The sequence below is a fragment of the Rhizobium sp. SG_E_25_P2 genome (assembly GCF_029892285.1).
Classification (GTDB): Bacteria; Pseudomonadota; Alphaproteobacteria; order Rhizobiales; family Rhizobiaceae; genus Rhizobium_E.
In genome coordinates this window covers 58,862-85,042 of the sequence record NZ_JARXVM010000014.1, presented here as the reverse complement: position 1 = coordinate 85,042, position 26,181 = coordinate 58,862, and the positions used below count along the sequence as shown (strand labels likewise).

23 protein-coding genes are annotated in these 26,181 nt (G+C 60.0%); 9 read left to right on the top strand and 14 right to left on the bottom strand.

What is annotated here, in order from left to right:
- Positions 1 to 12 precede the first annotated feature (12 nt).
- The 3 genes from M2360_RS18700 (at position 13) to M2360_RS18690 (ending at position 3,888) form a co-directional block, all read left to right on the top strand.
- Positions 13 to 279 carry a hypothetical protein gene (locus M2360_RS18700; protein ID WP_280776766.1) on the top strand — a complete coding sequence of 89 codons (267 nt, stop codon included), beginning with the start codon at positions 13 to 15 and terminating at the stop codon, positions 277 to 279.
- Entirely contained in the window at positions 243 to 917 is a 675-nt protein-coding gene (locus M2360_RS18695) for a nucleotidyl transferase AbiEii/AbiGii toxin family protein (RefSeq protein ID WP_280776765.1), read from the top strand. The genes M2360_RS18700 and M2360_RS18695 overlap by 37 nt, the downstream gene beginning before the upstream one ends.
- A 67-nt stretch (positions 918 to 984) precedes the next feature.
- A complete protein-coding gene (locus tag M2360_RS18690) occupies positions 985 to 3,888 on the top strand; it encodes a bifunctional [glutamine synthetase] adenylyltransferase/[glutamine synthetase]-adenylyl-L-tyrosine phosphorylase (protein WP_280776874.1) in 2,904 nt (967 codons plus the stop codon).
- On the opposite strand, the gene M2360_RS18685 is transcribed toward M2360_RS18690, so the two are convergent.
- The 5 genes from M2360_RS18685 to M2360_RS18665 all read right to left on the bottom strand — a co-directional run bounded on the left by M2360_RS18685 (position 3,889) and on the right by M2360_RS18665 (position 11,159).
- A complete protein-coding gene (locus tag M2360_RS18685; RefSeq protein WP_280776764.1) occupies positions 3,889 to 4,317 on the bottom strand; it encodes a hypothetical protein in 429 nt (142 codons plus the stop codon).
- The gene (locus M2360_RS18680; RefSeq protein ID WP_182826813.1) at positions 4,314 to 4,568 is read right to left on the bottom strand and encodes a hypothetical protein; all 255 of its coding nucleotides are present in this window, start codon (positions 4,566 to 4,568) and stop codon (positions 4,314 to 4,316) included. Before M2360_RS18680 ends, M2360_RS18685 begins: the two co-directional genes overlap by 4 nt.
- 91 nt (positions 4,569 to 4,659) lie before the next feature.
- Positions 4,660 to 6,951 (bottom strand): ATP-binding protein, encoded by a 2,292-nt coding sequence (locus M2360_RS18675; protein WP_280776763.1) that lies wholly within the window; start codon positions 6,949 to 6,951, stop codon positions 4,660 to 4,662.
- A gap of 258 nt (positions 6,952 to 7,209) precedes the next feature.
- Positions 7,210 to 9,858 carry an aminopeptidase N gene (pepN, locus tag M2360_RS18670; RefSeq protein ID WP_280776762.1) on the bottom strand — a complete coding sequence of 883 codons (2,649 nt, stop codon included), beginning with the start codon at positions 9,856 to 9,858 and terminating at the stop codon, positions 7,210 to 7,212.
- 197 nt (positions 9,859 to 10,055) lie between these two features.
- Positions 10,056 to 11,159: a methyl-accepting chemotaxis protein gene (locus M2360_RS18665; RefSeq protein ID WP_280776761.1), complete on the bottom strand. Its 1,104-nt coding sequence runs from the start codon at positions 11,157 to 11,159 to the stop codon at positions 10,056 to 10,058.
- Between the two features lie 228 nt (positions 11,160 to 11,387).
- On the opposite strand from M2360_RS18665, the gene M2360_RS18660 reads away from it, so the two are divergent.
- Entirely contained in the window at positions 11,388 to 12,305 is a 918-nt protein-coding gene (locus M2360_RS18660) for a DMT family transporter (protein ID WP_280776760.1), read from the top strand.
- On the opposite strand, the gene M2360_RS18655 is transcribed toward M2360_RS18660, so the two are convergent.
- The 3 genes from M2360_RS18655 to M2360_RS18645 form a co-directional block, all read right to left on the bottom strand.
- Positions 12,283 to 13,443, bottom strand: coding sequence for an MFS transporter (locus tag M2360_RS18655; protein WP_280776759.1), 1,161 nt, complete (start codon positions 13,441 to 13,443; stop codon positions 12,283 to 12,285). The genes M2360_RS18660 and M2360_RS18655 overlap by 23 nt on opposite strands.
- Positions 13,444 to 13,489: 46 nt before the next feature.
- Positions 13,490 to 14,266 (bottom strand): hypothetical protein, encoded by a 777-nt coding sequence (locus tag M2360_RS18650; protein ID WP_280776758.1) that lies wholly within the window; start codon positions 14,264 to 14,266, stop codon positions 13,490 to 13,492.
- A gap of 74 nt (positions 14,267 to 14,340) precedes the next feature.
- On the bottom strand, positions 14,341 to 15,633 hold the full coding sequence (locus M2360_RS18645; protein ID WP_280776757.1) for an Hsp70 family protein: 1,293 nt from the start codon (positions 15,631 to 15,633) through the stop codon (positions 14,341 to 14,343).
- Positions 15,634 to 16,086: 453 nt separating this feature from the next.
- Between M2360_RS18645 and M2360_RS18640 the strand changes: the two genes are divergently transcribed.
- Together M2360_RS18640 and M2360_RS18635 are read left to right on the top strand one after the other, a co-directional pair.
- Complete coding sequence (locus M2360_RS18640; RefSeq protein ID WP_280776756.1) at positions 16,087 to 16,329, top strand: hypothetical protein; 243 nt, start codon at positions 16,087 to 16,089, stop codon at positions 16,327 to 16,329.
- Between the two features lie 180 nt (positions 16,330 to 16,509).
- Complete coding sequence (locus tag M2360_RS18635; protein WP_280776755.1) at positions 16,510 to 18,171, top strand: electron transfer flavoprotein-ubiquinone oxidoreductase; 1,662 nt, start codon at positions 16,510 to 16,512, stop codon at positions 18,169 to 18,171.
- Between the two features lie 118 nt (positions 18,172 to 18,289).
- Here M2360_RS18635 and M2360_RS18630 read toward each other — a convergent pair whose 3' ends face one another.
- Positions 18,290 to 19,090: a hypothetical protein gene (locus M2360_RS18630; protein WP_280776754.1), complete on the bottom strand. Its 801-nt coding sequence runs from the start codon at positions 19,088 to 19,090 to the stop codon at positions 18,290 to 18,292.
- Positions 19,091 to 19,411: 321 nt separating this feature from the next.
- Between M2360_RS18630 and M2360_RS18625 the strand changes: the two genes are divergently transcribed.
- Positions 19,412 to 20,029 (top strand): L,D-transpeptidase, encoded by a 618-nt coding sequence (locus M2360_RS18625; protein WP_280776753.1) that lies wholly within the window; start codon positions 19,412 to 19,414, stop codon positions 20,027 to 20,029.
- On the opposite strand, the gene M2360_RS26815 is transcribed toward M2360_RS18625, so the two are convergent.
- Positions 20,020 to 20,376 carry an EamA family transporter gene (locus M2360_RS26815; RefSeq protein WP_348529568.1) on the bottom strand — a complete coding sequence of 119 codons (357 nt, stop codon included), beginning with the start codon at positions 20,374 to 20,376 and terminating at the stop codon, positions 20,020 to 20,022. The two genes, M2360_RS18625 and M2360_RS26815, sit on opposite strands and share 10 nt — an antisense overlap.
- Before the next feature lie 33 nt (positions 20,377 to 20,409).
- Complete coding sequence (locus M2360_RS26810) at positions 20,410 to 20,931, bottom strand: EamA family transporter (RefSeq protein WP_348529567.1); 522 nt, start codon at positions 20,929 to 20,931, stop codon at positions 20,410 to 20,412.
- A 132-nt stretch (positions 20,932 to 21,063) separates the two neighbouring features.
- Between M2360_RS26810 and M2360_RS18615 the strand changes: the two genes are divergently transcribed.
- Complete coding sequence (locus M2360_RS18615) at positions 21,064 to 21,534, top strand: Lrp/AsnC family transcriptional regulator (RefSeq protein WP_280776752.1); 471 nt, start codon at positions 21,064 to 21,066, stop codon at positions 21,532 to 21,534.
- 9 nt (positions 21,535 to 21,543) lie between these two features.
- Here the strand turns inward: M2360_RS18615 and M2360_RS18610 are convergent, their stop codons facing one another.
- Entirely contained in the window at positions 21,544 to 22,728 is a 1,185-nt protein-coding gene (locus M2360_RS18610; protein WP_280776873.1) for an MFS transporter, read from the bottom strand.
- A 281-nt stretch (positions 22,729 to 23,009) separates the two neighbouring features.
- On the opposite strand from M2360_RS18610, the gene M2360_RS18605 reads away from it, so the two are divergent.
- Positions 23,010 to 23,939, top strand: coding sequence for a diacylglycerol kinase family lipid kinase (locus M2360_RS18605; protein WP_280776751.1), 930 nt, complete (start codon positions 23,010 to 23,012; stop codon positions 23,937 to 23,939).
- Here the strand turns inward: M2360_RS18605 and M2360_RS18600 are convergent.
- Positions 23,914 to 24,660 carry a class I SAM-dependent methyltransferase gene (locus tag M2360_RS18600; protein ID WP_280776750.1) on the bottom strand — a complete coding sequence of 249 codons (747 nt, stop codon included), beginning with the start codon at positions 24,658 to 24,660 and terminating at the stop codon, positions 23,914 to 23,916. The genes M2360_RS18605 and M2360_RS18600 overlap by 26 nt on opposite strands.
- A complete protein-coding gene (locus M2360_RS18595; protein WP_280776749.1) occupies positions 24,657 to 26,159 on the bottom strand; it encodes an AMP nucleosidase in 1,503 nt (500 codons plus the stop codon). The genes M2360_RS18600 and M2360_RS18595 overlap by 4 nt, the downstream gene beginning before the upstream one ends.
- Between the last annotated feature and the right edge of the window lie 22 nt (positions 26,160 to 26,181).

Here is a 26,181-nt window from a genome sequence, read left to right as displayed (position 1 = left end):
GAGGATATGTCTATGGCGAGTGTCGAACCGCTGATTCTAGCCACCGTGAACGCCTCCTATACCCGCAAGCTCAGCGGGGAACAGGTTGCTTCTCTGATTCTCGATCTAGAGCGCATGAAGGCCATGCCGGGACACGCCGCCTCCTTTCTTTATGAGGTCGATCCCGATCTACAGCGGCAATTTGCCGGGGAGCACGGTATCTCCGATGAGCGCCTTGCTCGGGTTGCGGCAGACTTCGACAATTGGACGGGCAGGACATGGCTGGGCCGGGCGGCTTGAGCGGCGGTTGGCAAGACCTGTTTCTGAAGGCAAATGATATTCTCGGTCGCGCCGGCTTCCAAGATCGGTGGTCATTCGGCGGCGGAACGGCCTTGATGTTGCAGATCGGCCATCGAGAAAGTCATGACATCGATGTTTTTCTCCCCGATCCCCAGCTTTTAGCCTATTTGGATCCCGGTAAGGGCAATATCGGCCTGGTCCAGGGCCTGGCCGCATATCACGGCGATGGTGTTCGATTTCTCAAACTATCGTTCGGCGCCGCGGGCGAGATTGATTTCATTGCTTGTCCCGATCTCACCTCGACACCCAATCGCAAGCTTGAAGTCCTCGGTCTATCCACGCGGGTGGAGACGATTGGAGAGATCCTGGCGAAGAAGGTTTACTTTCGAGGAGCCTCGCTTCTGCCGCGCGACATGTTCGATATAGCAGCGGCTTGGCGAGCCGACAGGCGCCAAGTGCTTTTGGCGCTCCGATCATTTCCAGACGAAGTTCGCCGCGCCGAACGCGCCGTGCTTTCCGCCAGCCCCGAATTTCTCCATGGCGTCTTCGCCGATCTCGCCGTAAAACCTGCCTTCGAGGATATGCGTCCCGCAGCCGTCGACCTCTGTCTGGAGGCGTTGCGGGCGGCGGCGCAGTAGGGAATGCCTGGGAGGACGGATGACGGAGAAGAGTGGCGGCGCGGTCGGGCGGCGCATTGTTGATCTCATGGCCAATCCCATCCTGCCGCTGTCGCAGCAGGCGGTGAAATCGGTGCTGGCTGATCTCAAGGATTGGGCGAAGGAAGAGCCTGAGATCGCGGCGCTTATGGCGGGGGACAGTCCGGCGCGGGATTTCGTGGTCGCCGCCATGACGCTGTCGCCCTTTCTGCGCGACACCGCCCGTATCAAGCCTAGCCTTCTGGCCGAAGCCTTGGTCACCGATCCGGCTCGGGAGATCGAGACGCTGATTGCCGGGACGCGCGACCTCTGGCGGGGGCGGACCGAAGCCGAGTTGATGACAGCGTTGCGCCAGGCGAAACGTCGGGCCGGCTTCCTGATCGCGCTCGCCGATCTCGCAGGGATCATGACGGCGGCAGAGACGACGCGGAGCCTCAGCCTGTTTGCCGGTGCGGCGACGGCGGCGGTGATCGACCATCTTCTGCTTTCGGGCATGGAGGCTGGCAAACTCAGGCTTGCGGATCCTGACGAGCCCTCGCGCGGTTCGGGGCTGATCGTGCTCGGCATGGGCAAGCTGGGCGGCTTCGAGCTCAATTACTCCTCCGATATCGACATCGTGGTGTTCTATGAGCCGGAGGCAGGCATTCTCGTCGATCCCGAAGAGGGAACCGAGACATTCGCTCGGCTGCTGAGACGGCTGATCCGCATTCTGCAGGACCGCACCGGCGATGGTTATGTCTTCCGCACAGATCTCCGGCTCCGGCCAGATCCCGGCTCGACGCCGCTCGCCATACCGGTGGAGGCGGCGATCCTCTATTACGAGGGCAGGGGACAGAACTGGGAGCGGGCGGCTTACATCAAAGCGCGGCCCATCGCCGGCGATCTCCAGGCGGGCGAGCGGTTCCTCAAGGAATTGACGCCGTTCGTGTTCCGTAAATATCTGGATTATGCGGCTATCGCTGACATTCATTCGATCAAGCGGCAGATCCATGTCCATAAGGGCCATGGCGAGATCGCGGTGAAGGGGCACAATGTCAAGCTGGGCCGCGGCGGCATTCGCGAGATCGAGTTCTTCGCCCAGACCCAGCAATTGATCGCCGGGGGGCGCATTCCCGAACTGCGCGTCAAAAGCACCGAACAGGCGTTGAAGGCGCTTGAGGCCAACCGGTGGATCGACGAGACGACATGTGGGGAACTGATCGAAGCCTATTGGTTCCTGCGCGGCGTCGAACATCGGGTGCAGATGGTGCATGACGAGCAGACCCATAATCTGCCGACGACAGAGGCGGAGCTGAAGCGGATCGCCTTCATGCTCGGCTTTGCCGATACGGCGGCCTTCTCCGCCGCGCTGACCAAGCGGCTAAAGACGGTGGAAAGGCGCTATGCGCAGCTGTTCGAGCAGGAAAGCAAACTGTCTGGCGAAACCGGCAATCTCGTCTTCACGGGCCAGAAGGACGACCCCGATACGCTGAAAACGCTGGGGCAACTCGGCTTCAAGCGGCCCGAGGATGTTTCACGCGCCATTCGCGGCTGGCATTACGGTCGCTACAGGGCCACGCAATCGGTGGAGGCGCGCGAGAGGCTGACGGAACTGACCCCCGATATTCTCTCGGTGTTTGGCCAGACGCGGCGGGCGGATGAGGCGCTGTTCGATTTTGATCGTTTCATTGCCGGTCTCCCTTCGGGTATCCAGGTCTTTTCGCTGCTGTCTTCCAATCCTTCGCTGCTCTCGCTGATCGCCACGATCATGTCGGCAGCGCCGCGGCTGGCGCGGATCATCTCGGCCAAGCCGCATGTGTTCGACGGCATGCTCGATCCGACGCTGATTTCTGAATTGCCGACGCGGGAGTATCTCGAACGACGTTTGACGGCGTTTCTGTCGGGCGCCGTGCATTTTGAGGATGTGCTCGACCGGTTGCGCATCTTCGCCTTCGAGCAAAAATTCCTGATCGGCGTCCGGCTTCTGACCGATGCGATCGGCGCGGACGCGGCGGCTTCGGCCTTCACCGACCTTGCCGATCTGGTGATCGGGGAGGCTCTCGCAGCCGTCAGGCGTGAACTTGAGGCGGCGCATGGCAAGTTGCCCGGCGGTGAAGTGGTGGTGCTCGGCATGGGCAAGCTCGGCAGCCGCGAAATGACCGCCGGCTCCGATGTCGATATCATCCTGCTTTACGACCATGACGATGATGCGATGTCCGACGGGCCGAAGTCGCTCGACTCCAACCGCTATTTCACCCGCATGACGCAGCGGTTGATTGCGGCCCTGTCGGCGCCGACAGCGGAGGGCGTGCTCTATGAGGTCGACATGCGGCTAAGGCCGTCCGGCAACAAGGGGCCGGTGGCGACGCGACTGCGCGCATTTGAGAAGTATCAGTTGGAAGAGGCCTGGACCTGGGAGCATATGGCGCTGACCCGCGCGCGGGTGGTGAGCGGCGACAGGGGCCTCGCAGGCAGGGCCGAGGCCATTGTTGCCCGCGTGCTCGCCCGGCCCGGCGACAAAAACAAGATTGCCGCTGACGTCGCAGAGATGCGCGCGATGATCGACAAGGAAAAGCCGCCGCGGGACATCTGGGATGTCAAGCTGATCGCCGGCGGTCTGGTCGATATCGAATTCCTCGCGCAATATTTCGCGCTGATCGCGCCCGTAAGCGAGGTGGACGACGTGTTGCGCAATCCAGGCACCGAAGCGACACTTGCCCGCCTCGGGCCGTCCTTCCTGGAGCCGGCCGATCTCGATGCCGTGATCCAGGCGCTCCGGCTCTATTCGGCGTTTGCGCAGATGGCGCGGCTTTGCGTCGAGGGGGATTTCATCATTGCGGATGCGCCTGAAGGGCTCAAGGATTTGATCTGCCAGATCGCCGAGACGCCGGATATCCGGGTGCTGGAAGCGGAGATCCGGCGCATGTCGGCGCAGGCGCGCAAGATCTTCAAGGCGACGGTGCGAGCAGGGTGATCAGGCGCGGTTAATGCGGGCGATGCGACGCGCTTCGGCCAGTCGGACGAGGCGATCACGGATCTGCTCGTAAAACTCTTTTGGGATCATGCCGTAGTCGCATCGCTCTGGATTGTCGGGACGGGGACGGAGAAACTCGCTTGGCCAATCGAATGAATTGAGCTCGTCCAGCCGTATCCAATTGGTCTGTTGATCAAGGCCAATCGATGCGCAGAGCGCCGCCGGGATCTCCAGAGATAGGTCCTCCTGGCCGAAATCGGGTGGCGAATGGGTTATGGGGACAACGGAGGCGCGCCCTGTCCGGGAGACGTAGATGACGATCGCGCAGGGACGATCCTTGACGCCTTCCGTCAGGCCGCTTCGTACTTCTTCCAGCCAAAGGTAATTGTATCGGATCACGAGGCCCTGAACTGGAGCCGGCGCCTTCACTCGGATACTTCGCCGTATTTGGCGTTCTTGATGGCATCGAGAAGTTCGTCATCGATATCTTCGACGGCCACGACCTCACGCTCTTTGAGCTTGAGACGCCGGTAATGTTCGAGTTCCTTGGGACTGAGATAGCCGCCGACAACACGATCGTGCGACGTCACTTCGATCACGCCGACGGCGTGGACCTCTTCCCGATAACGCGCGAAGCTACGAGAAAACTGGGTTGCTGAAACCTGCAGAGGACGAGACATCGAACTTCTCCTATAGGAGAAAAATACGTAAATTGTGTATTTTGTCAATGCGAGGGCAGAGGCCAAGTCGTAGCAACCTCCGCCTTTTGTCTCAAAGCCTCACCACGATGATCGTGCCCTTGCCCTCTTCGGAATGGATCTTCATCTCGCCGCCATGAAGCTGCGTCAACGAGCGGGAAATGGCCAAGCCGAGGCCCGAGCCGCCCTGGCTTTTCGCGTATTGGCTCTGCACCTGCTCGAACGGTTGGCCGATCTTGTGCATGGCGGATTTGGGGATGCCGATGCCGGTGTCGGCGATGGTCATGCAGATGCAGTCGCTGAGCTTGCGGGCGCGGACGATGACCTTGCCGTTGGGATTGGTGAATTTCACCGCATTGGAGAGCAGGTTGAGCAGGATCTGCTTCATGGCGCGCTTGTCGGCCATCAGGCGTAGGTCGCCGTCGATATGTTGCTCCACGGTGATGTTTTTCTGAGCCGCCGCAATATTGATGAAGCGCAGGCTTTCCTCGATCAACACGCCAAGATCGGTCGGCTCCGGATGGATCTTGAGATGCCCGGCCTCGATTTTGGACATGTCGAGAATGTCTGTGATGACCTGCAGGAGGTGTTTGCCGCTGTCGTGGATGTCACCGGCATATTCGAAATATTTCTCCGAGCCCAGCGGGCCGAACATCTGGTTCTGCAGGATTTCCGAAAAACCGAGAATTGCGTTGAGCGGCGTGCGCAGCTCGTGCGACATATTGGCGAGGAATTCGGACTTGGCGCGGTTGGCGGCCTCGGCGCGTTCTTTCTCCGCCTGATAATTGGAATTGGCCACCGACAGTTCGGCCTTCTGTCGCTCAAGTTTGAGCCGGGAGGCCGAGAGATCGCCGATCGTCGCCATCAGCCGGCGCTCGGAATCGCGCAACCGTTCCTGATGGCGCTTGAGAAGGGTGATGTCGGTGCCGACAGAGACGAGGCCGCCGTCATCGGTGCGGCGCTCGTTGATCTGCAGCCAGCGGCCATCGGCGAGCTGCACTTCCATGGTCTGCGACATGACTTGACCCGGATCGGGATCGGCGAGGCGCCGTTCGATGACGGGCCTTGACGCCGCCGCCAGGACGCCTTGGCGCTCCGCGCCGGGAACGAGGATATGATCGGGAAGGCCATAGGCCTGTTGGTAATGCGAATTGCACATCACGAGGCGGTCATGCTTGTCCCAGAGAACGAAGGCTTCCGATGTCGATTCAATGGCGTCGGCCAGCCGCTGGTCGGCTTCCGCATAGCGCTGAGCGAGTTTGTGCTGCTCGGTGACATCCATGGCGATGCCGATGAGATGGGCGCGCCGCGAGGTGGAGCGGATGATCTGGGCGCGGGCGCGCAACCAGACATAATGGCCGGCGGCATGGCGGACGCGGAAAACCTGGTCGACCTGGCGGAGTTCGCCGCGGGCGATGCCACGAGCGAGCGAGTAGATCGACTTGTCGTCCGGATGCATGAGCCGCGCCAATTCCCCGAAGGACATCACCGTATCGCGCGCGGCGACGCCAAGCATCTCGAACATCGAACGCGACCAGAACAGCCTGCCGTCCTCCATGTCGAGATCCCAGAGCCCGCAGCGACCGCGCGATAGCGCCGTCTCCACGCGCATATTGGATTCCACGAAAATTTCGTCGGCGTCAGTAGCCCGCTTAGCCTGATTGTAATAGGCGTAGAGAATGACCAGGATGATCGCCGAAATGCCGGTGAACAGCGTGGCGTTGAGCGAAATCTCCTCACGCCATAGCGCATCGACGCCATCCGTCGGCAAAAAGACCATCACCGAGCCGAGACCGGCGCCAATTTGCGCGACCGCGACGAAAAAGTCTTTGCCGCGAAGCGTGACGCGCTGCTCGGGCGCAGCAGGTTGATTGGCGTAGAAATTGGGCGCGAGCGTCTGGATGTAGCGGCTGACGCGATCGGCCTCCGAGCCGACGCTGGCGACGATGTAGCCGCTGCTGTCAGCCGCGTAGGCCTGCAGACCGGAATTCATGAGCGCGACCGGAAGATCGGCGCGCGTCAGCGCTTCGGCGCGCATGGTCTGGCTCTTTACGATGACGTCGGGATTGCCCGCAAGCCGCGCCGCGATGGTGGCGGCGGAAAGCTGGGCTTGCATTCTGTGCGCAGATTCCAGTCGCTCCACCTCGGCATAGATCCCGAAAGCGCGCGACGCGGCGACGACCAGCAGAAAGGCGGTGATGAGGATTGGAACGAAACGCTTCAGATGCGGCTGCGCGCGCGACAAATCGCGGGATCTCGCCCATCCGCGCACAAAAGTCCGCACCTGCCGCTCGATCCCCGAAAGGCTCGCAAAGCCGGGGCGAACGGAACGATCGGTCACGCTTCCCCGTCGCGTATCCGCCATATTTTCCGCCTTGATTCTGTTGATGATTCGACCGCCGCTCGCCCGAATCTACCGTAATGAATCATCCTCGAATCAGCTTGTCCAGAGTGTCGGATTAAACTTTTATTAACCCCTTTATTCGACTCGGCTTTTTTTCGGCGGAACACGCGGGAGGCAAGAAAAATCAGCTGGATAGGCGATTTCGCCTGCTGTTCAAACGGGGGCGGAACCCAATTGAGGCGCAAAAAGAAGCGGCGGGGAAGACCCCGCCGCGCTTGATCAACCCTTGAGCATGCGATCGACGAGATCGCGCACATCGGTGGACAGTGGACCGGACCGGTCGATCTCCATCAATGCCGCCTTGGCGTGGCTGGCGCGCACAGCTTCCAGCGACCGCCATGAACGCATGGAGGTCAGGATTCGGGCGGCGACCTGCGGATTGCGCTTGTCGATCGCCACGATCTGTTCGGCGAGGAAACTGTAGCCAGCGCCGTCCTTGCGGTTGAAGCCGGTCGGATTCTGCATGGCGAAGGAGCCGATGAGCGACCGGAGGCGATTGGGATTGTTCGGCGCGAAATGGCGGCTGGCTGAAAGCGCCTTGACGCGATCGAGCGTCGACGCGCCGGGAATGGCAGCCTGGATGGAAAACCATTTGTCCATCACCAGCGGATTATCGCCGAACCGGGTCTCAAAGGCTGCGAGAGCCTCTGCGGCCTCGGCGCTGTCCGGAAAACGATGGCTCAGCGTCATCAGCGCATGCGCCTGTTCGGTCATGTTGTCGGCTTCCGCAAATACCCCGGCAGCCCGCGCGGGCGTTTCCTCGGCATAGGCGAGCCACACCAAGGCGGCGTTGCGCAGGGCCCGCTTTCCGGCGCTGACCGCGTCGGGGCTGAATGCGCCATCGGAGGCCATCGCCGCATAGATGTCGGCAAGCGGTCCGCCAATCGCCTTTGCGACGGACGAAATCACCGCTTCGCGCGCGGCGTGAATGGCGTCCGTGTCGATATTGGCGCCGATCTCCCGGGCGATATCGGCTTCAGACGGCAAAGCGAGCGCCTGGGCGCGGAAGGCGGGTTCAAGCGCGTCGTTGATCAGGGTTGCGCCGAGAATCTCGGTGAGTTCCGCGCTTGCTGACGGCGTCTCGCCTGATTGGGCTGATCGCACCGCCTTGAGGAGATCCTGCAGCGCCAGCGTGTTGATCGCCTGCCAGCGTGAGAACAGATCGGCGTCATGACGGGCTATATGGACGATATCGGCCGCCGACTGGTCGAGATGCAGGTTGATCGGCGCCGAGAAGCTGCGATTGACCGACAGGACTGGACGCGAGGCCACGCCCTCGAAGACGAAGGTTTGGGCTCGATCGGTAAGATGCAGGACGCCGCCGGAATATTCGCCGCCGGTAACGGCGCTGGGCTTGGCTTCCGAACCGTCTTCCAGGATCAGGCCAAGCGCCAGCGGAATATGCATCGGCTGCTTGACGGCCTGGCCGGGGGTCGGCGGGATCATCTGTTCAAGCGACAGGCTGAGCGTCTTGGCTCCAGCGTCATAGGAGGTGGAGACTGACACCAGCGGCGTGCCGGACTGGCGATACCAGAGCGAGAACTGGCCGAGATCGCGACCGCTCGCATCCTCGAAACACGTGACGAAATCCTCAATGGTCACGGCCTGGCCGTCATGGCGCTCGAAATAGAGATCCATGCCCTTGCGGAAATCCGCCGCGCCCAGCAGGGTCGCGATCATCCGGGTGACCTCGGAGCCCTTCTCGTAGACCGTAGTGGTGTAGAAGTTGTTGATCTCGCGATAAAGCTCGGGCCGCACCGGATGGGCGAGCGGGCCTGCATCCTCGGCGAACTGCTCGGCCTTGAGATGACGAACCTCGGCGATGCGCTTGACGGCGCGTGAGCGTTGATCGGCGGAAAACTCGTGGTCGCGATAGACGGTCAGGCCTTCCTTGAGGCAGAGCTGGAACCAGTCGCGGCAGGTGATGCGGTTGCCAGTCCAGTTGTGGAAATATTCGTGCGCGACGATTGCCTCGATATTGGCGTAGTCCTGGTCGGTCGCGGTTTCCGGATCGGCGAGAATGTATTTGTCGTTAAAGACGTTGAGGCCCTTGTTCTCCATGGCGCCCATGTTGAAGTCGGACACGGCGACGATCATAAATATGTCGAGATCATATTCCCGGCCAAAGGCTTCCTCGTCCCACTTCATCGAACGCTTGAGCGCGTCCATGGCGTAGGCGGCGCGCGGCTCCTTGCCATGCTCGACATAGATCTTGAGCGCGACTTCATTGCCGGACATGGTGGTGAACGTGTCTTCGACCACGCCGAGATTGCCGGCCACCAGCGCGAAGAGGTAGCTGGGCTTGGGATGCGGATCAAACCAGGCGGCGAAACGGCGGCCATCGCCATAGGGGCCGGCGCCGAGGAAATTGCCGTTCGACAGCATCAGCGGATTGGCGTCGCCATCGCCGATAATGGTGATCGTGTAGACGCCGAGAACGTCGGGACGATCCATGAAATAGGTGATGCGACGGAAGCCTTCCGCCTCGCACTGCGTGCAATAGGTGCCGTTGGTGCGGTAAAGGCCCATCAGCTTGGTGTTGGCTTCGGGATTGATGATTGTCTCGACTGTCACCTCAAACGTCACACCGGTCGGCAGACCGCGGATGATCAATTGCTTGTCGGAGACGTCGTATTGCGAGGCGGGAATATCGTTGCCGTCGATCGCGACCGCCTTGAGCGATAGTTCATCGCCGTCGAGCACAAGCGGCGCATCTTCGGAGACGCCTTCGCGGCGATGCATCAACGATCGCTGGATCACCAGCGTCGCCGTGGGATCGAGTTCGAAGGTGAGATCGACGCGCTCGAGCACGAAATCTGTTGGGCGGTAATCTGTCAGATGAATTATCTGGCCGGAGGAGGCGTCCATCGTGTCTTCCCGGTTTGCAAGCGCGAATTGTCATGGTGATCGTCGTCGAAAGCGCTCATCCCCGCTTGCCCTCTATGCGATGCGCGCAAATCCGGCGGTAGTATTTCAATGAAAAGCTGATCTAACGTTAACATGTATCAAATAGGAACAACTTTGTCATAGTCTGCGTGGATCAGGCTTGTTGAGCGCTATCATTATTATAGATTCAGGGCGCTCTTGATTTCCTCGTCGCGTTCCGTCTCTTGAACCACCACGCAACTCCAGCCGAGCCCGTCATAATCCTCGTAACCGAGTGTCTTGGCGAAAGCGACGAGCGTTCCGTCATTGATGTAATAGCTGCCTTTGCTTCTGCCGCCTGAAGACAACTGGAAGCTGCGATAGAGCTGCTGTGGCCTCGTGGTGGCGATGATGCGGCTGTTTTCATCCAGCAGATGCACCGCAGTTTTGTCGGCGATGTGCGGCGGAAGATTGGCTTCTTTTTCGACGATCGCCTGTCCCTGATTCTTCCAATCGAAATAGACGCCCAGTGCGCCGAGCGGCGCGCCGTTCTGATGGCCGCCTTCGCGGATGGCCGTCGCGTAGACCAGCGTGTCCTCTCCCTGGTGGAAGGGGGAAGGGGAAACCTTGTCGACGATGTAATCATTGCCGCTTTGTGTGGCGAGCGCAGCCTTCATCCAGGGCTCTGCACGCAAGGACTGTCCCATGATCGATTTACGATATTTGGGATTGGCTGTGGCGACCGCGCGACCGTTGATGTCGACCAGTACAAGGTCTAGATAAACGGTATAGAAGCGGTTGATGACGCTAAGCCTTTCGGCTGCATGATCGAAGGATGATTGTGTTTGCGCCTCCAGCGCTTGCCAAAGGGCGGAATCGGTCGCCCACCAACGCACATCGGCGGTTCGTTCGAACAGATTGCGCACGATCAGCTGCACGAGAGATTGGGCGAGGTCTGTCAGTCGTTCGCCCTCCATCTGGGCGACCAAACCATCGGCGATGCCGCGCCCCATATTGATCCGCTTCAACACATTGCTTTCGAAGCGAGAGGCGAGATCGGAGGAATTTTCGGCCAGCCGCTGGACCTCGGCCGCGACCACGGCAAACCCCTTACCCATGTCGCCCGCACGCGCCGCCTCGATCGCCGCATTGATGGCGAGGAGCTTGATCTGCTTGACGATGACGCTGTTGGCCTCGCCGTAGCCGGTCATATCGGCGGCAATTCGATCGGTGACAACACGCATTGCGCGTGGCGATATCTGTTCGGATGGCTTTGTGGTTGCTTTTTTGACGGCGTAAGCCATAAATATTCCCCTTTTATGTGGAAATTCGTCTAGTATAGATATTGAAATGCCTAAAGACGCATCATTTGCCTATCTGATATGCAACCTATGATAGATTTTTAATGATAATTTTTGGTAAACAATATGTTGCGTCTTTATATGGATAAGGTTTCAGCATGCCCCGGTACTTGTGCTGGGGAGCGAATGGGGCCAAAGGAAAGCGATCATTTTCGATCGTGTATGTTTTCCATGGACAAGACTGTCACCAATCCTCTGCGCGGCATCACGATGAAGCTGCTGTCGATCTTGCTGTTTCTGTGCATGCAGATCCTGATCAAGGAAGGCGGCAAGGGGCTGGCGACCGGGGAGATTACGTTCTTCCGATCCTTGTTCGCCATGCCGGCCATTCTCGCCTGGCTGGCGCTGCGCGGCGAGTTCCTCTCCGCTTTCCGCACGGACAATCCCTTCGGTCATTTCAAGCGCGGTTTTATCGGCGTGATCTCGATGTCGTTCGGTTTTTATGCGCTGGTGCATTTGCCACTGCCGGAGGCGATCGTGATCGGTTACGCGCTGCCGCTATTCACCGTCATTGCTGGCGCTGTTCTGCTCGGCGAAGAGGTGAGGGCCTATCGCTGGAGCGCGGTGGCCGTTGGCTTTGTCGGCGTGATGATCATTCTCTGGCCCAAGCTCGATCTGTTCACCTCTGGGCAGATGAGCACGGGGGAATTTGCCGGCGCGATTGCCGCGTTGATGAGCGCGGCGATGGCGGCGCTGGCCATGGTGCAGGTCCGGCAATTGGTGCGGACCGAGAACACGCCGACGATCGTGTTGTATTTCTCCCTGTCCGCGACGCTTCTTTCGCTTCTGACCATCCCGTTCGGCTGGCCGGCGATGACATGGGAACAGGCGCTGATGCTGATGGGGGCGGGCTTTTTCGGCGGGGTCGCCCAGATATTGCTGACCGAGAGCTATCGCTATGCCGATGTCTCGACCATCGCGCCGTTCGAATACACATCGATCATCGGCGGGGCGGCGGTCGGTTATCTGCTGTTCGGCGAGACGCTGAGCGCCTCGCTGTTTTTCGGCGCGGCCGTGATCATCGGCTCCGGCGTTTTCATCATCTGGCGGGAAAGCCGCCGCGGGGTCAAACGTCCGTCGGCGGGATGATGGCGGGACGCTGCCGCAGGCGAAGCCCGGCATAGGCGCCGTAGAGCGCAAAGCAGAGCGCCAGCAGCATCGGCAGGCCGGGCGCGCCGGCGAATGCGATGGCCTGGCCGGCGGCCAGCGGGCCGACGACGACGCCCAATCCATAGAGCACGGTGATGCCGCTCGAAATCCGCACATATTCGCCGGGTTCGGCGAGATCATTGGCATGCGCCACATTCAGCGAATAGATCGGGAAGATCACCATGCCGGCCAGGAAGCCGGAGAGATAGACCATATAGGGCGAGGCCGTGGACGCGGCCATGGCGAGCGCGGCGACGATGCCGAAAGCGCCGCAGGCGACCATCACCAACCGGCGGTCCATGCGGTCGGAAATGCGGCCGAGCGGAAACTGCGCCACCACGGAGCCCAAAATGACGGCGGCGATGAGATTGGCGCCGCCGGTTTCGCTGAGGCCGGTCATTTTGGCGTAGACGGCCGAGAAATTGACCCAGGCCGCCGAAATGACGCCGGCAATGAAGGTGCCGACAAAGGCGACCGGCGAGCGCGTCCACAGGCCCTTGAGATCGAAACCCGCTTCGGTGGGGATGGACGGTGTCGAACTCGAGGTCAGCGCGATCGGGAAGATGGCGACGGAGAACAGGATGGCGGCGACGATGAACAGCACCGTGGTCATGGGATCGGCGAGGGCTGCGATATAGGGGCCGGCAATCGAGCCGCCCATGGCCACCACCATATAGACCGAGAACATCAGGCCGCGATTTTCATTGGTCGCCTTCTCGTTGATCCAGCTTTCCATGATCATATAGCCGCCGGCGATGGCGAAGCCGAACAGGCCGCGAAACAGCATCCACCAGAAGGGCGTCTGTTCGAGCGAGCAAAGCAGGATCGAAATCGACATCAGCGCGATATAGGCGGAGAACACCCTGATATGGCCGGTGCGGCGGATGAAGCGCGGCGTGACGAAGGACGACAGCGTATAGCCGAGCGAATAGACCGCGCCGATCAGCGAAATGTCATAGGCCGTCCAGCCTTCGCCGAGCGCGCGCAATTGCACGATATAGCCGCCCAGACCGAAACCGGTCATGACGATGAAGATCGTGAGAAGCAGGCTGGAAATCGATTTGAGGCTGTTGGTCACATCAAGGCTCCGTAGCAGCCGCCGATTGTAGCGCGCCGGCGGCTGCTTAGGCTATTCCGTCCGCGCCGTCCATCGGCGAAGCCGATGCATGGCGGGTGGGGGAGAGGCTTTGTTCTGCGCGGAGATACGCGCGGGCTATGACCACGGCGATGTAGGTGACGAAGAGCGCGTTGAGCCAGAAAAAGGTGATGACTTCTGCGATGTGCTGAACGGAAAAAGCCTTCCCTAGAACTGGCGCATCGGCAACGTCCTTCGCCGCCAGCGATATCCCCCAGCTAACGCCTTCGATCAGAACGTTTACGAAGACTAAACTCAGGAGCACACGGAAGAATACGCCTGGGAACGTCATCTTCGCCCTTCTGATCGTCTTCAGAAAACTGTTGTCGGCGAGCCCTATCCCTGCAGGAAGCCAAGTCCCGGCGAGTCCAAGCGCCAATGAGACAAAAAGAGTTGAGAAGATGAAACTCGCCATAAGGAAGCGGGTTGAATCAGGGTCCCGGTAGCCAAGCGAGTATGTGAATCCTGCAGCTGTAACCTTGGCTAAAGTCATCAAGAGGAAATATTTAAGGAAATAACTTGGGTATAGCCATTGGAAATGTTTTTTCTCGCGTGAATCTATCCCTCTGGGGGACGTGTTGTTGGGGAAAATCACTGAGGACATCGCTTTCCCAAGTAGATAGGCAAAGCAAAATTGACCTATCCATCCCCCGGGAACTGTTGCGCCTAGTTTTGAGTAAATGAATTCTAAACCGAAAAACACAGAGAACGTCACAAGATAGGCTGTGAGATGACGTTTTATGATCGCAATTGAATCTTTGAGCATGTTTCAACGCAAGAAAATTGGTGCGGTGTATTCGTTTGTTTCCCCCGTCCCACAACCAGCGGCAAGCGCCCCGCTCACAACGCCGCCCAGTCCGCCGCGTCCTCGCGTTCGCCGATCAGGGCGAGGCCATGGGCGATGGAGAGGAGTTCTCCGCCGCTTTCGATGCGCTCGGCGCCGAAGCGGTTTTCGAACAGGCGGCGCACCGCCGGCACGAAGGAGGTGCCGCCGGTGAGGAAGACCTTGTCGATCGCCTCGGGCGCCAGGCCGGTCTTGGCCAGAGCGTCGTCGAGCGCGGCTTCCATCGCCTTGAGGTCGTCGGCGATCCAGCCTTCGAAATCCGTGCGCTTGACCATGCGGCGGCTCTTCTCGCCGAGCGGCGCAAAGAAGAATTCGGTCTCTTCCTCCTCCGACAGGCGCATCTTGGTCCGCGACACAGCCTGATAGAGCGGATAGCCCTCATCCTGGTCGATCAGATCGATGAAGGCTTCGAGCTTTTCCGGCTCAAGCGAGGCGCGAACCAGCCCCTTCAAATCCTGGAAATCCTTGAGCGTCTTGAAGATCGACAGCTGGTTCCAGCGGCCGAAATTGGCGTAGTAATTGGTCGGAACATCAAGAATCTTGTCGAAGCTCTTGAATTTCGAGCCTTTGCCAATCACCGGCGAAACGAGATTGTCGATGATGCGATAATCGAACTGGTCGCCGGCCACGCCGACGCCGGAATGGCCGAGCGGCGTCGCCGTCAGCCGGCCCGCAGCAGTTTCGAAACGGATGACGGAGTAGTCGGTGGTGCCGCCGCCGAAATCGGCCACCAGCACGGTGGCGTCGCGCTTCAGCTTTTCGGCGAAGAAGAAGGCCGCCGCGACTGGCTCATAGACGAAATGCACTTCCGGAAAGCCGAGACGGCCCAGCGCCTCGTTGTAGCGCTTGACGGCCAGCCCTTCATCGGGATTGGCGCCGGCATATTTGACCGGGCGTCCGACCACGATGCGGTTGATGTTGCTATCAAGAGACGCTCCGGCATAATCGCGCAGCCGGTTGAGGAAGGTCTCCATCAGATCTTCGAAGCTGAAGCGCTTGGCATAGACCATCGTGCCTTGAAACAGCGGCGAGGCGGCAAATGTCTTGATCGACTGCAGGAAACGCACGTCGCCGGGATTGTCGACAAAGACGCGGATCGCCGCCGCGCCTGCTTCGACCTCAAGCTTGGAGGCGCCCAGGCGTCCATCCTTCATGAAGGACAGACAGGTGCGCATGCTGTCGGTGCGGCCGGCGAGGCTGTCGAAGGACAGCGAACGCGAGCCGTCGCCTTCCTTGACCGCGAGCACGGTGTTGGTGGTGCCGAAATCCAGGCCGAGCGCGGTCGCCATCTGAAAACTCCATCGGAAATGGGAAATGCTGCGCCGCAGCGGAAGGCGCGCCTCATGCCACAGGGCACGGGGGATGGCAATGGGAATTTGACGCTGAGCCTGAACGCGACTACCCTCGCGCGAAGGACACGGAGGATCTTCCGCATGGCCAGGACGACTGCAAGCCGAGACGGCGCCGATAAGATAAACTCGACAGAAAATGATGGTTCAACGGACTGGAGGTCTGCGCTGCACGCCGTTTTCGGCGTCTGGCGGGATCATGATGACCTGGGTCGACTAACCATCGAGGAGCGGCGAGAACTCGTCGAGCGAATGTCCAGAGCCGACGGTGCATGATTGTCGACAGTTGCATTCTGATTGATATTTCCCGAGGCAACCAAGCCGCTCTCAATTTTCTCCTGCACCAGAATGAGCGTCCCGCCATTTCTATGCTGACTGTGGTGGAAGTCATGCGTGGGCGTCCGCAAGCCGTCCGAGGAAACGCTTTTCCGCGCCCTGTTTGAGAAAATGGTTTGTGTGCCCGTGGATCTCGATATTTCCTTGCGCGCGGGTGAAAATCTTCGCCGCTATGGACCGAGCCACGGCGTAGATCTTGTAGATGCTGTTATCGCGTCGACAGCCATCTCGATGCAAAAGCCGTTGGCGACGTTGAACCTCAAGCATTTCCCCATGTTCCCAGATCTGGTGCGACCTTAGTGATATGCAGGTTCCTGGCAGCCGATTTTCTAACATTTTTTTGCCCAATAATTTACGTTTACGTCAAAGTAAGGTATGAGCAAATGAGATAGGCTTATGTCGTTTGCTGGCTCGACAAGGTTTTGCGGATTTGACACAAGTCATCGACAAATTTTTGCGCGCCCGGCCGGAGTTTTTGAGATGAGCGACATGGAATTGCCCGAACGCGAGAGCATGGAATTCGACGTGGTGATCGTGGGCGCTGGTCCTGCGGGTCTTGCCGCCGCCATCAGGCTTAAACAGGTCAATCCCGAGCTGTCGGTGGTGGTGCTGGAGAAGGGCGCGGAAGTCGGCGCGCATATCCTGTCGGGCGCGGTGGTCGATCCCATCGGCGTCGACAGGCTTCTGCCGGGCTGGCGCGACGAGGCGGATCATCCGTTCAAGACGCCTGTCACCGACGACCATTTCCTGTTTCTGGGGCCGGCGGGCTCTATCCGCCTGCCCAATATGTTCATGCCGCCTTTGATGAACAATCACGGCAATTATATCGTCTCGCTCGGCAATGTCTGTCGCTGGCTGGCGACGAAGGCGGAAGAACTCGGCGTCGAGATCTATCCGGGCTTCGCCGCCACTGAAGTGCTGTATGACGATCATGGCGCGGTGCGCGGCGTCGCCTCGGGTGACATGGGCATCGGCCGCGATGGCGAGCCGACCGGCAATTATGCCCGCGGCATGGAGCTTCTCGGCAAATACACGCTGATTGGCGAGGGCGTGCGCGGTTCGCTCGCCAAGCAGTTGATCGCCAAATACGACCTATCGAAGGATCGCGAGCCGCAGAAATTCGGCATCGGCATCAAGGAACTCTGGCAGGTCAAGCCCGAGAACCACAAGCCGGGCCTGGTGCAGCACTCCTTCGGCTGGCCGCTCGACATGAAAACCGGCGGCGGCTCCTTCCTCTATCATCTCGAAGACAATCAGGTGGCCGTCGGTTTCGTCGTGCATCTGAATTACAAGAACCCCTATCTCTTCCCGTTTGAAGAGATGCAGCGGTTCAAGACGCATCCGGCGATCCGCGGCGTGTTTGAAGGTGCAAAGCGCATCTCCTACGGCGCGCGCGCCATCACCGAAGGCGGCTACCAGTCGGTGCCGAAGACAAGCTTCCCCGGCGGCGCGCTGATCGGCTGTTCGGCCGGTTTCGTCAATGTGCCGCGCATCAAGGGCAGCCACAATGCCGTGCTCTCCGGCATGCTCGCCGCCGACAAAATCGCGGAAGCGATTGCCAATGGTCGCGCCAATGATGAAATCGTCGAGATCGAAAACGAATGGCGCGCTGGCGACATCGGCAAGGACCTCAAGCGCGTCCGCAACGTCAAGCCGCTCTGGTCGAAATTCGGCACGGCGATCGGCGTGGGCCTGGGCGGTCTCGATATGTGGACCAACCAGCTGTTCGGCTTCTCCTTCTTCGGCACGCTGAAGCACGGCAAGAATGACGCCGCCTCGCTGGAGCCGGCCGCCAAGCACAAGAAGATCGACTATCCCAAGCCGGACGGCGTGCTGACCTTTGACCGTCTGTCTTCGGTGTTCCTGTCCAACACCAATCACGAGGAAGACCAGCCAATCCATCTTCGCCTTAAGGATCCGGCGCTGCAGAAGTCGTCCGAACTCGACATCTTCGCCGGCCCGTCGTCGCGCTACTGTCCGGCCGGCGTCTATGAATGGGTGGAGAAGGATGGCGACAAGGTCTTCGTGATCAACGCGCAGAATTGCGTCCACTGCAAGACCTGCGACATCAAGGACCCCAACCAGAACATCACCTGGGTGCCGCCGCAGGGCGGCGAGGGGCCTGTTTATCCGAATATGTGATTGGTGCGCGGACGCGTTTTTGGTATAGGTGCGTGACCCGTTGGCAGACTGATGGCTCTGGCAGACAGTCATGCTAAAAGAGAAACACGTTGGTCCAGCATCAAAAGGATTGAGATCTTTAAGAGCAATCGGTTCTTGGCAGCGCCAACGACGATCCCGGGGTGGGTGGGAAGCCAGCAAGGAAATTTGAAAAAGCGACATGTTTCTTTTGCTCGCTTTCTCTTTCAATAAATGTCGACAACTTGAGTGTAGGAAACCTTTCTCCGGTTTGCTGCCATTCAAACAAACTCCGATTGTAGCTTCTCGATGAGGGCCTTTCAGCGCGAGGGGGCAGGAGGGCCTCTGTCACGTTACTGACTGACGCAGCATATTTCGTATGCAGCGGCGCGATGATTTCGATGATCAGGTCAACAATCGTTTGTCCGAATTCCACTGTTTCGGCCTTCGCTGGAATGTAGCCCTTGTGTACTACCTTATTTCGAAACTGGGTGCCTTTCTTTCCATCATTCAGCGCCGGAACTTTCTTCGAATTTTCCATTGAAAAGACAGCGTGGAAGAAGCCGAATTGTCGCTCGCTGGACTTATCTAGCGGGTTCCATGCGAGATTAAATTCATCATCTTTGCCTCGCGTGTTGAAAATCACCCGACAGTAGAACTCCATTGCTCGTTCAAGCGCTGCGGCAAAACTTGCAACAGCATCTCGGAAATAACCGTCCACAATTGCCTGGGCGGCGACTTCGCACAAGACCTCGAACTTTGGTTGCGTAAAAAGGGTGGAAGTGGTGTGACCACGCTCACATGTGAAAATGCATATGCCGTTGTCCGTAATGGGAACGGAATGTATCGTGGGGGCTCCAAACGCCGTGTTGCCTTCAAAATACATCTGGTTGCACTTTGGGCAAACAATCAGAACCTTCACTGTTCACCTATCTTCGTTAGGATTTGTTTATCGACGGCAATGTCGGGACAGCGGCCAGCTGTTCCGATTGATCGCAATCACCATCCATAATACTATACCTAGGATTGCGGGGGCAAATTTTAAGCCATGCTCGACTGTTTACAGGGTTCGGCTAACAATACACGCTAATTCAGCATGCCGAAGGCAAGTGGATCAAGTGTTCAATCGCCTTCGGCAGTTTGCAAGCCCAGGAAAGCGAGATACGTCAGCCCCCTTTACCCGGCATTAACCATAATCTTCCTAATGTTCCCGCCATCAACGGGGCATTAAGGAATCAATTCGATGGCGGTTTCTCGGCGAGCGTTCCTTCTCGGCGCATCGGCGCTTCTGGCGGGATGCCAGACCAATCATTCCAATGACAAGGCCAATTACGCCGCTCAGACGACCGAACCTTATCCGCTGCCCGCCATGTCGCTGGAGAAGATCAAACCGGAACTGCGTCGTGCTGAGGTCGATTACGCCACCAGCCAGGCTGCCGGCACGGTGGTTGTCGATACGCCGGCTCGCAGGCTCTATTATGTGCTCGGCAATGGCCGGGCGATCCGTTACGCCGTCAGCGTTGGCCGGGAAGGGTTGGAACTGCGCGGCAACGCCTATGTCGGCCGCAAGGCCGAATGGCCGACCTGGACGCCGACCGCCAACATGATCCGCCGCGAACCGGCGAAATACGGCCCTCTTGCCGGCGGCATGCCCGGCGGCCCCAACAATCCGCTCGGCGCCCGCGCCATGTATCTTTATCGTGGCGGCAATGATATCCATTTCCGCATTCACGGCACCAACCAGCCGCAATCGATCGGCTATGCGATGTCGTCGGGATGCATTCGCATGTTGAACCACGACGTGATCGATCTCTACAGCCGCGTCTCCACCGGTGACAAGGTCGTGGTGCTTCAGGCCTGACGCTTTGACAGTAGCCCGGTCGACAAGATCACGCCGAGGCCGGTGATGACGGCTGCGGCGATCGTGGCCGCGCCGATCTGCTCGCCGAGCAGCAGTCCGCCGCCGATCGCGGCTGCCGCTGGCGTCGCCGCCGTGTAGGCCGCAGCAAGCGTGCCGCCTAGCGCCCGGATGGCGTAGCCATAGAGCAGGGTGGCGCAAAGGCCCGACAAGACGCCCTGTGTCAGCACCTGCAGGGCGACTTCACCGAGCGGCGCCGATAGCAGGTGAAGTCCCAAAAACGGGATGAGGGCTAGCGTGATCAGCGTCGACCAGACGCAGACCAGCGCCCCACCTTCGAGCGGTGTCAGGCCGGAGCGTCTGAACGCATGGGTGAAGACCGCTCAGAGCGTGGCGCAAAAGGGCAGGATCAAATAGCTCTTCCAGCCCAGGTCGACATCGCCGACGCCCGCCGTCAGCATCACCAGCCCGCCGAGCGCGATGGCGGCCATTCCGAACCAACGCATCAGGTCAGGGCATTCGCGATAGACCGCCACGCCGATCAACGCCGTTGCGAGCTGCATCACGCCAGGCAGCAGCACGCCTGCCGCCGAGGCCGGCGTCGCCCGCATGCCCACGGCCACGATCTGGAAGAAAGGCGCCCCCGATCCCAAGATCATCAGCACGAGCGGCCATTTTAGCGTCGCCTTGGGCCAGAGGCCGGTTCTCAGCCAGACCGGCGCGAGGATCAGCGCCGGAATGCCATAGCGCAGGAGGCTGAGATCCACGGCCCTGAGCGACGATACGGTTCCGTGCCGCGTCGACACCAGCCATGCCGCCCAGATCGCCACCACCGACAAAGCTGCGATGCGGCCCAGCATAGGCGATGTTGCGTGTGTTGTTGCCGTTTCCCTCGCCATGGCCATTTGCCCCTCCCGCCTGCATCTTAAGTTCCGGAACATTAATTCAGCGGTGGCGCGCATGTCCTTGCGTCTTGTGGCTTGAAATATGAATGATAGGGCAGAATATTGCGTCCAATGACAATGAAATGGTGAGTAATGCCAAAACTGGATGAATTCGATCTCGCGATCATCGATGCGCTGCAGGAGGATGCGCGCATGAGCAATGTCGATATCGCCGCGCGCGTCAATCTCTCGCCGTCGCCCTGTCTCAGGCGCATCCGCGCTCTGGAAAAAGCCGGCGTGATCCGCGGTTACAGGGCGGATGTCGACCGGCGCAATATCGGGCTCGAACTGACGGTGTTCGTGTTCTTCAAGGTGATCCGCCACAGCCGCGAGAACGCCGGCAATCTGCAGGATGCGCTTCTGGCGCTGCCTGAAGTCGTCGCCTGCCACATGATCTCGGGCGAGGCGGATTTTCTGGCAGAGGTCGTGGTGGAGGATCTGGCCGCTTATGAACGGCTGCTGACCGAGAAGCTTCTGACGCTTCCCGAGGTCACCGACATCAGGTCCAATTTTGCGATCCGCACGGTCAAGGCGAACGGACCGCTGAAACTGCCGATCGTATGAGACGGCGCGTTAGCGCGCCGCCCGCTTTTCCAGAAGCCAGGACGCGCCGAACACGAACAGGCCGAAAAAGGACAGGATGGCGCCGACATAGCCGGTGGCGGCATAGCCGTAGCCATAGGCGATCACCAGACCGCCGAGCCAGGCGCCCAGCGCATTGGCGACATTGAAGGCCGAATGCATCGAGGCGGCGGCCAAAGTCTGGCCGTCGGCGGCGACATCCATCAGGCGCGTCTGCACGGCGGGGCCGGCGGCGAAGGTGCATCCGATCAGGAACACCGACAGGCAGAGCAAATAGGGATTGGCGGCCGTCAGGCCGAAAATGGTCATGACGATGACATTGAACACCAGCATGCCGCCGATCGTGCCCATCAGCGACATGTCGGCGAGTTTGGAGCCAACGACATTGCCGACATTCATGCCGACGCCGAACAGCACCATGATCACCGGAATCATCGTGGCGGGCATTAGCGCGACTTCCGTCGCGGTGCCGGCGATATAGCTGAAGATCGAGAACATGCCGCCGAAGCCGGTGGCGGCCAGCGTCAGGGTCAGAAGCACCTGCGGATGGGTAAAGGCGATCAGTTCACGCGCCACACTCGCGCCATGGGCCGGTTTGTCGCGCGGCAGGTAAAGCCAGATCAGAGTGACGGTCAGCGCGCCGATGCCGCCGACGGCGAAGAACAGCACGCGCCAGGAGAGATATTGACCGAACAGCGCCATGACAGGCGTGCCGGCCAGCGTCGCCACCGTCAGGCCAAGCATCACGTAGCCAACGGCGCGAGCGCGCATATAGAGGGGCACCAGCGAGGCCGCGACCAGCGCCGAGACGCCGAAATAGGCGCCATGCGGCAGGCCCGTGAGAAAGCGGAGCGCCGTGAAGCTCCAGAAATCAGGGGCAATCGCGCTGGCGAGATTGCCGGCGGCGAAGACGCTCATCAGCACCAGCAGCAATGACCGACGCGAGGATTTAGCGCCGAGAATGGCGATCAGCGGCGCGCCGATCACCACGCCCAGCGCATAGGCGCTGATCACGTAACCGGCTTCCGGTGTCGTCACCGCGAAAGTGCGGGCCAAATCGGGCAACAAGCCCATGATGGCGAATTCGCCGGTGCCGATGCCGAAGCCGCCGCAGGCGAGCGCCAGGATCACCAATGCGATCTGAAAACGCGTCAACGCCGCGGCTTCTTCGGGAATTGCAGTCGTATCGGTGCAAACAGCGTTGCTCACGGTGAAGATCCGTCTGAAAGGGCTCGGAAAGCCGGGATATCGAGAATGGGAGCGGCGCAGGCGATTCAGGCCGTCCGATGATGAATTATAGTACTATAATAGGGATATTGCGCTGCGGTAAAGGCGATTTTGCGGCGCGAACGCAAATGATAATGATCAAAAATCCATTCCGCGCGTTACTGACCCGGCCGCGCCTAATAATCGCGGGAATAAAGCCTATATGCTGCTGAGAACACGGGAGATGACGGGTGAAGATCAAGGCCATTCTCAACCGCGACGGCGGCACGTTCCGGACGACGGACATGAAGGCGTATGAGGCCAAGATGACGGAGATTTTCGCCGAACGCGGTCATGCGCTCGAGACGGTTGTCGTCGAAGGCGCCGACATCGGCGCGGCGCTCGAAAAGGCGGCGGGGCGCGACGATCTCGATGCAATCATTGCCGGGGGCGGCGACGGCACGATTTCCTCGGCCGCTGGCATCGCCTGGAAGGCTGGCAAGCTGCTTGGCGTCATCCCGGCCGGAACGATGAACCTGTTTGCCAGGACGCTCCGGTTGCCGCTCGACATCTGGCAGGTTTTGCCCGTGCTCGCCGATGGCGTCATCGACGACGCCGATATCGGCAGCGCCAATGGCCGGGCTTTCGTGCATCAGTTTTCCGCCGGCATGCATGCGCGCATGGTGCGCTATCGCAATCAGATGAGTTATGGCTCGCGGGCCGGCAAGATCGCCGCCAATGTCCGCGCTGCGGTCGGCGCGGTGCTCAACCCGCCGCGTTTCGAGATCGAATTCGACGCCGACGGCCATCGCGAGCATCGCATGGTCTCGGCGATTTCGGTGTCCAACAACCCCTTTGGTGAAAATGGATTGCTGGTGGCCGAGGATGTCAAAGCCGGCCATCTCGGTTTCTACATCGCCGATCCGCTTGATCCGGCTGCGGCGCTAGGTCTGGCCGTCGACGTGTTTCGCGGTCGGTTGAAGGCCAATCGCGCCATTACGGAAATGAAGGCGCAGTCGGTGGACCTACATTTCCCCAAACTCTATCGCGCCGCCAATTTCGTGCTCGATGGAGAGTTGATGCGGCTGCCGGCTGATGTTGAAATCCGTCTTCATCCCGGCGAGTTGAAAGTCATCGCTCCGCCGGACGCCAGCCTCAAGCCAATCGACCCAAGGGTATGATTTCCTTGGACTGAGGCTCGAACGGCGCGCCTGACCAGTCGCCTAGCCAGATATCCACCACGAGACCGGCCCGGGCGATCAGGCCCGCGATCTGCGCCTGGTCGATGAACCGGATGGACGAATGGGACGACAGCGTTTCGCCCGACGGCAGGCGATAGGCGGTCTCATAACAGACGATCCCGGTGTCTTCGTCGAAGGTGATGTCGTTCCAGCTTTCCACATCGCCATAAACGGGATGAGCAACGATCCGTCGCGACGCCTCTGGCGTCCAGCCCTCCCATTCGCGGCGAACAGGATTGCGGCTGTCGAAAATGAACTGGCCCGATGGCGTCAAATGCGCGGCGATGGTGTCGAGAGCTGCGGCGACATCCGCGTCAGTCAACAGGCATTGAAAGGCGTGACCTGTCATGCTGACGAGATCGAAACGCTCTCCGAGGCGGATATTGCGTATGTCGCCATTAACCCAGCGGACACGATCGCCCTTGTCGCGGCGCAGCGCCACATCGAGCATGGCGTCAGCCGGATCGACGCCGACCATCGGCCTGCCGTCGGCGATGCCGGCGAGAAAAAGGCCTGTGCCGCAGCCGAAATCGAGCACGGAGCCAGCGGTGCGGGCGAGTTCCGCGCAATAGCGCGTATCGGGCCCCCAGCCGTTTTCGAGATCATAGAAGTCGACCAGCCGCGGATCGCTGTAGAGCCGGTCGTCTTCCTGCCCGGTCACTGGAAGGCCGTTTCGAAGAAGCTGCGCAATTTACGGGAATGCAGTTTTTCCGGCGACATGGCCGAGAGTTTTTCCAAAGCGAGCAGGCCGATCTTCAAATGCTGGCTGACTTGGCTCTTGTAGAAGGCGGTCGCCATGCCCGGCAGCTTCAATTCGCCATGCAGCGGCTTGTCGGACACGCAGAGCAGCGTTCCATAGGGCACGCGGAAGCGGAAGCCATTGGCGGCGATGGTGGCCGATTCCATGTCGAGCGCGATCGCGCGGGCCTGCGACAGCCGCTTGACGGGGCCGGACTGGTCGCGAAGTTCCCAGTTGCGATTGTCGATCGTCGCCACTGTGCCGGTGCGCATGATGCGCTTGAGCTCATAGCCATCATAGCCGGTGACCTCGGCCACGGCATCCTGAAGCGCCTGCTGGATTTCAGCCAGCGCCGGGATCGGCACCCAGACCGGCAGGTCGTCGTCCAGCACATGATCCTCGCGCATATAGGCATGCGCGAGTACGTAATCGCCGAGACGTTGGGAATTGCGCAGTCCGGCGCAATGGCCGAGCATCAGCCAGGCATGCGGCCTGAGAACGGCGATATGGTCGGTGATGGTCTTGGCGTTGGAGGGGCCGACGCCGATATTAACCATAGTGATCCCGGCATGGCCCTTGCGCTTGATGTGATAGGTCGGCATCTGCGGCAGGCGCTGCGCGGGCGAGCCTTCGCTTGGCGCGTCCTCGCCCGGATAGGTAATGAGGTTGCCGGGCTCGACGAAGGCCGTGTAGCCATTGCCGCCTTCGGCCATTTGCTGGCGCGCCCAGGCGCAGAATTCGTCGATATAGAACTGGTAGTTCGTGAACAGCACGAAATTCTGGAAATGCTCGGCCTTCGTCGCCGTGTAATGGCTGAGACGGGCCAGCGAGTAATCGATGCGCTGGGCGGTGAAGGGCGCAAGCGGCTTGGGCGTGCCCGGCGGCGGCTCATACTCGCCATTGGCGATTTCGTCGTCGGTGGTTGAAAGATCGGGCGTATCGAACAGGTCGCGCAACGGCGCTTCGATGGTGCTGCCGACCGACGCTTCGATATGCGCGCCTTCGCCAAAGGCGAAATGCAGCGGAATGGGCGTTGAGGATTCAGCGACCACCACCGGCAGGCCGTGGTTCTTGAGAAGCTGACCGATCTGCGTCTTGAGATAATGCTTGAACAGCACGGGCCGGGTGATGGTGGTGGAATATTCGCCGGGTTCGCTCAGGAAGCCATAGGGCAGGCGGGAATCGACATGGTCATATCGAACCGTTCCGAGCCTGATCTCGGGATAGAAGGCGCGGTAACGGCCCTCAGCGGCCCCGCCCTGAATGATCTTCTCGAAGGCGGACCTGAGAAACGACGTGTTGCGCTCGTAAAGCGCTGCGATCGCTTCGACCGCCTCATCGGGCGTCGTAAAGGACGCTGGCTCGAAGGGCTCGGGGGAAATGACGTTCAGGATGGAGGAAGATAGGATTCGTTTGGCCATGGGCCATAATAGAAGCCGCTTT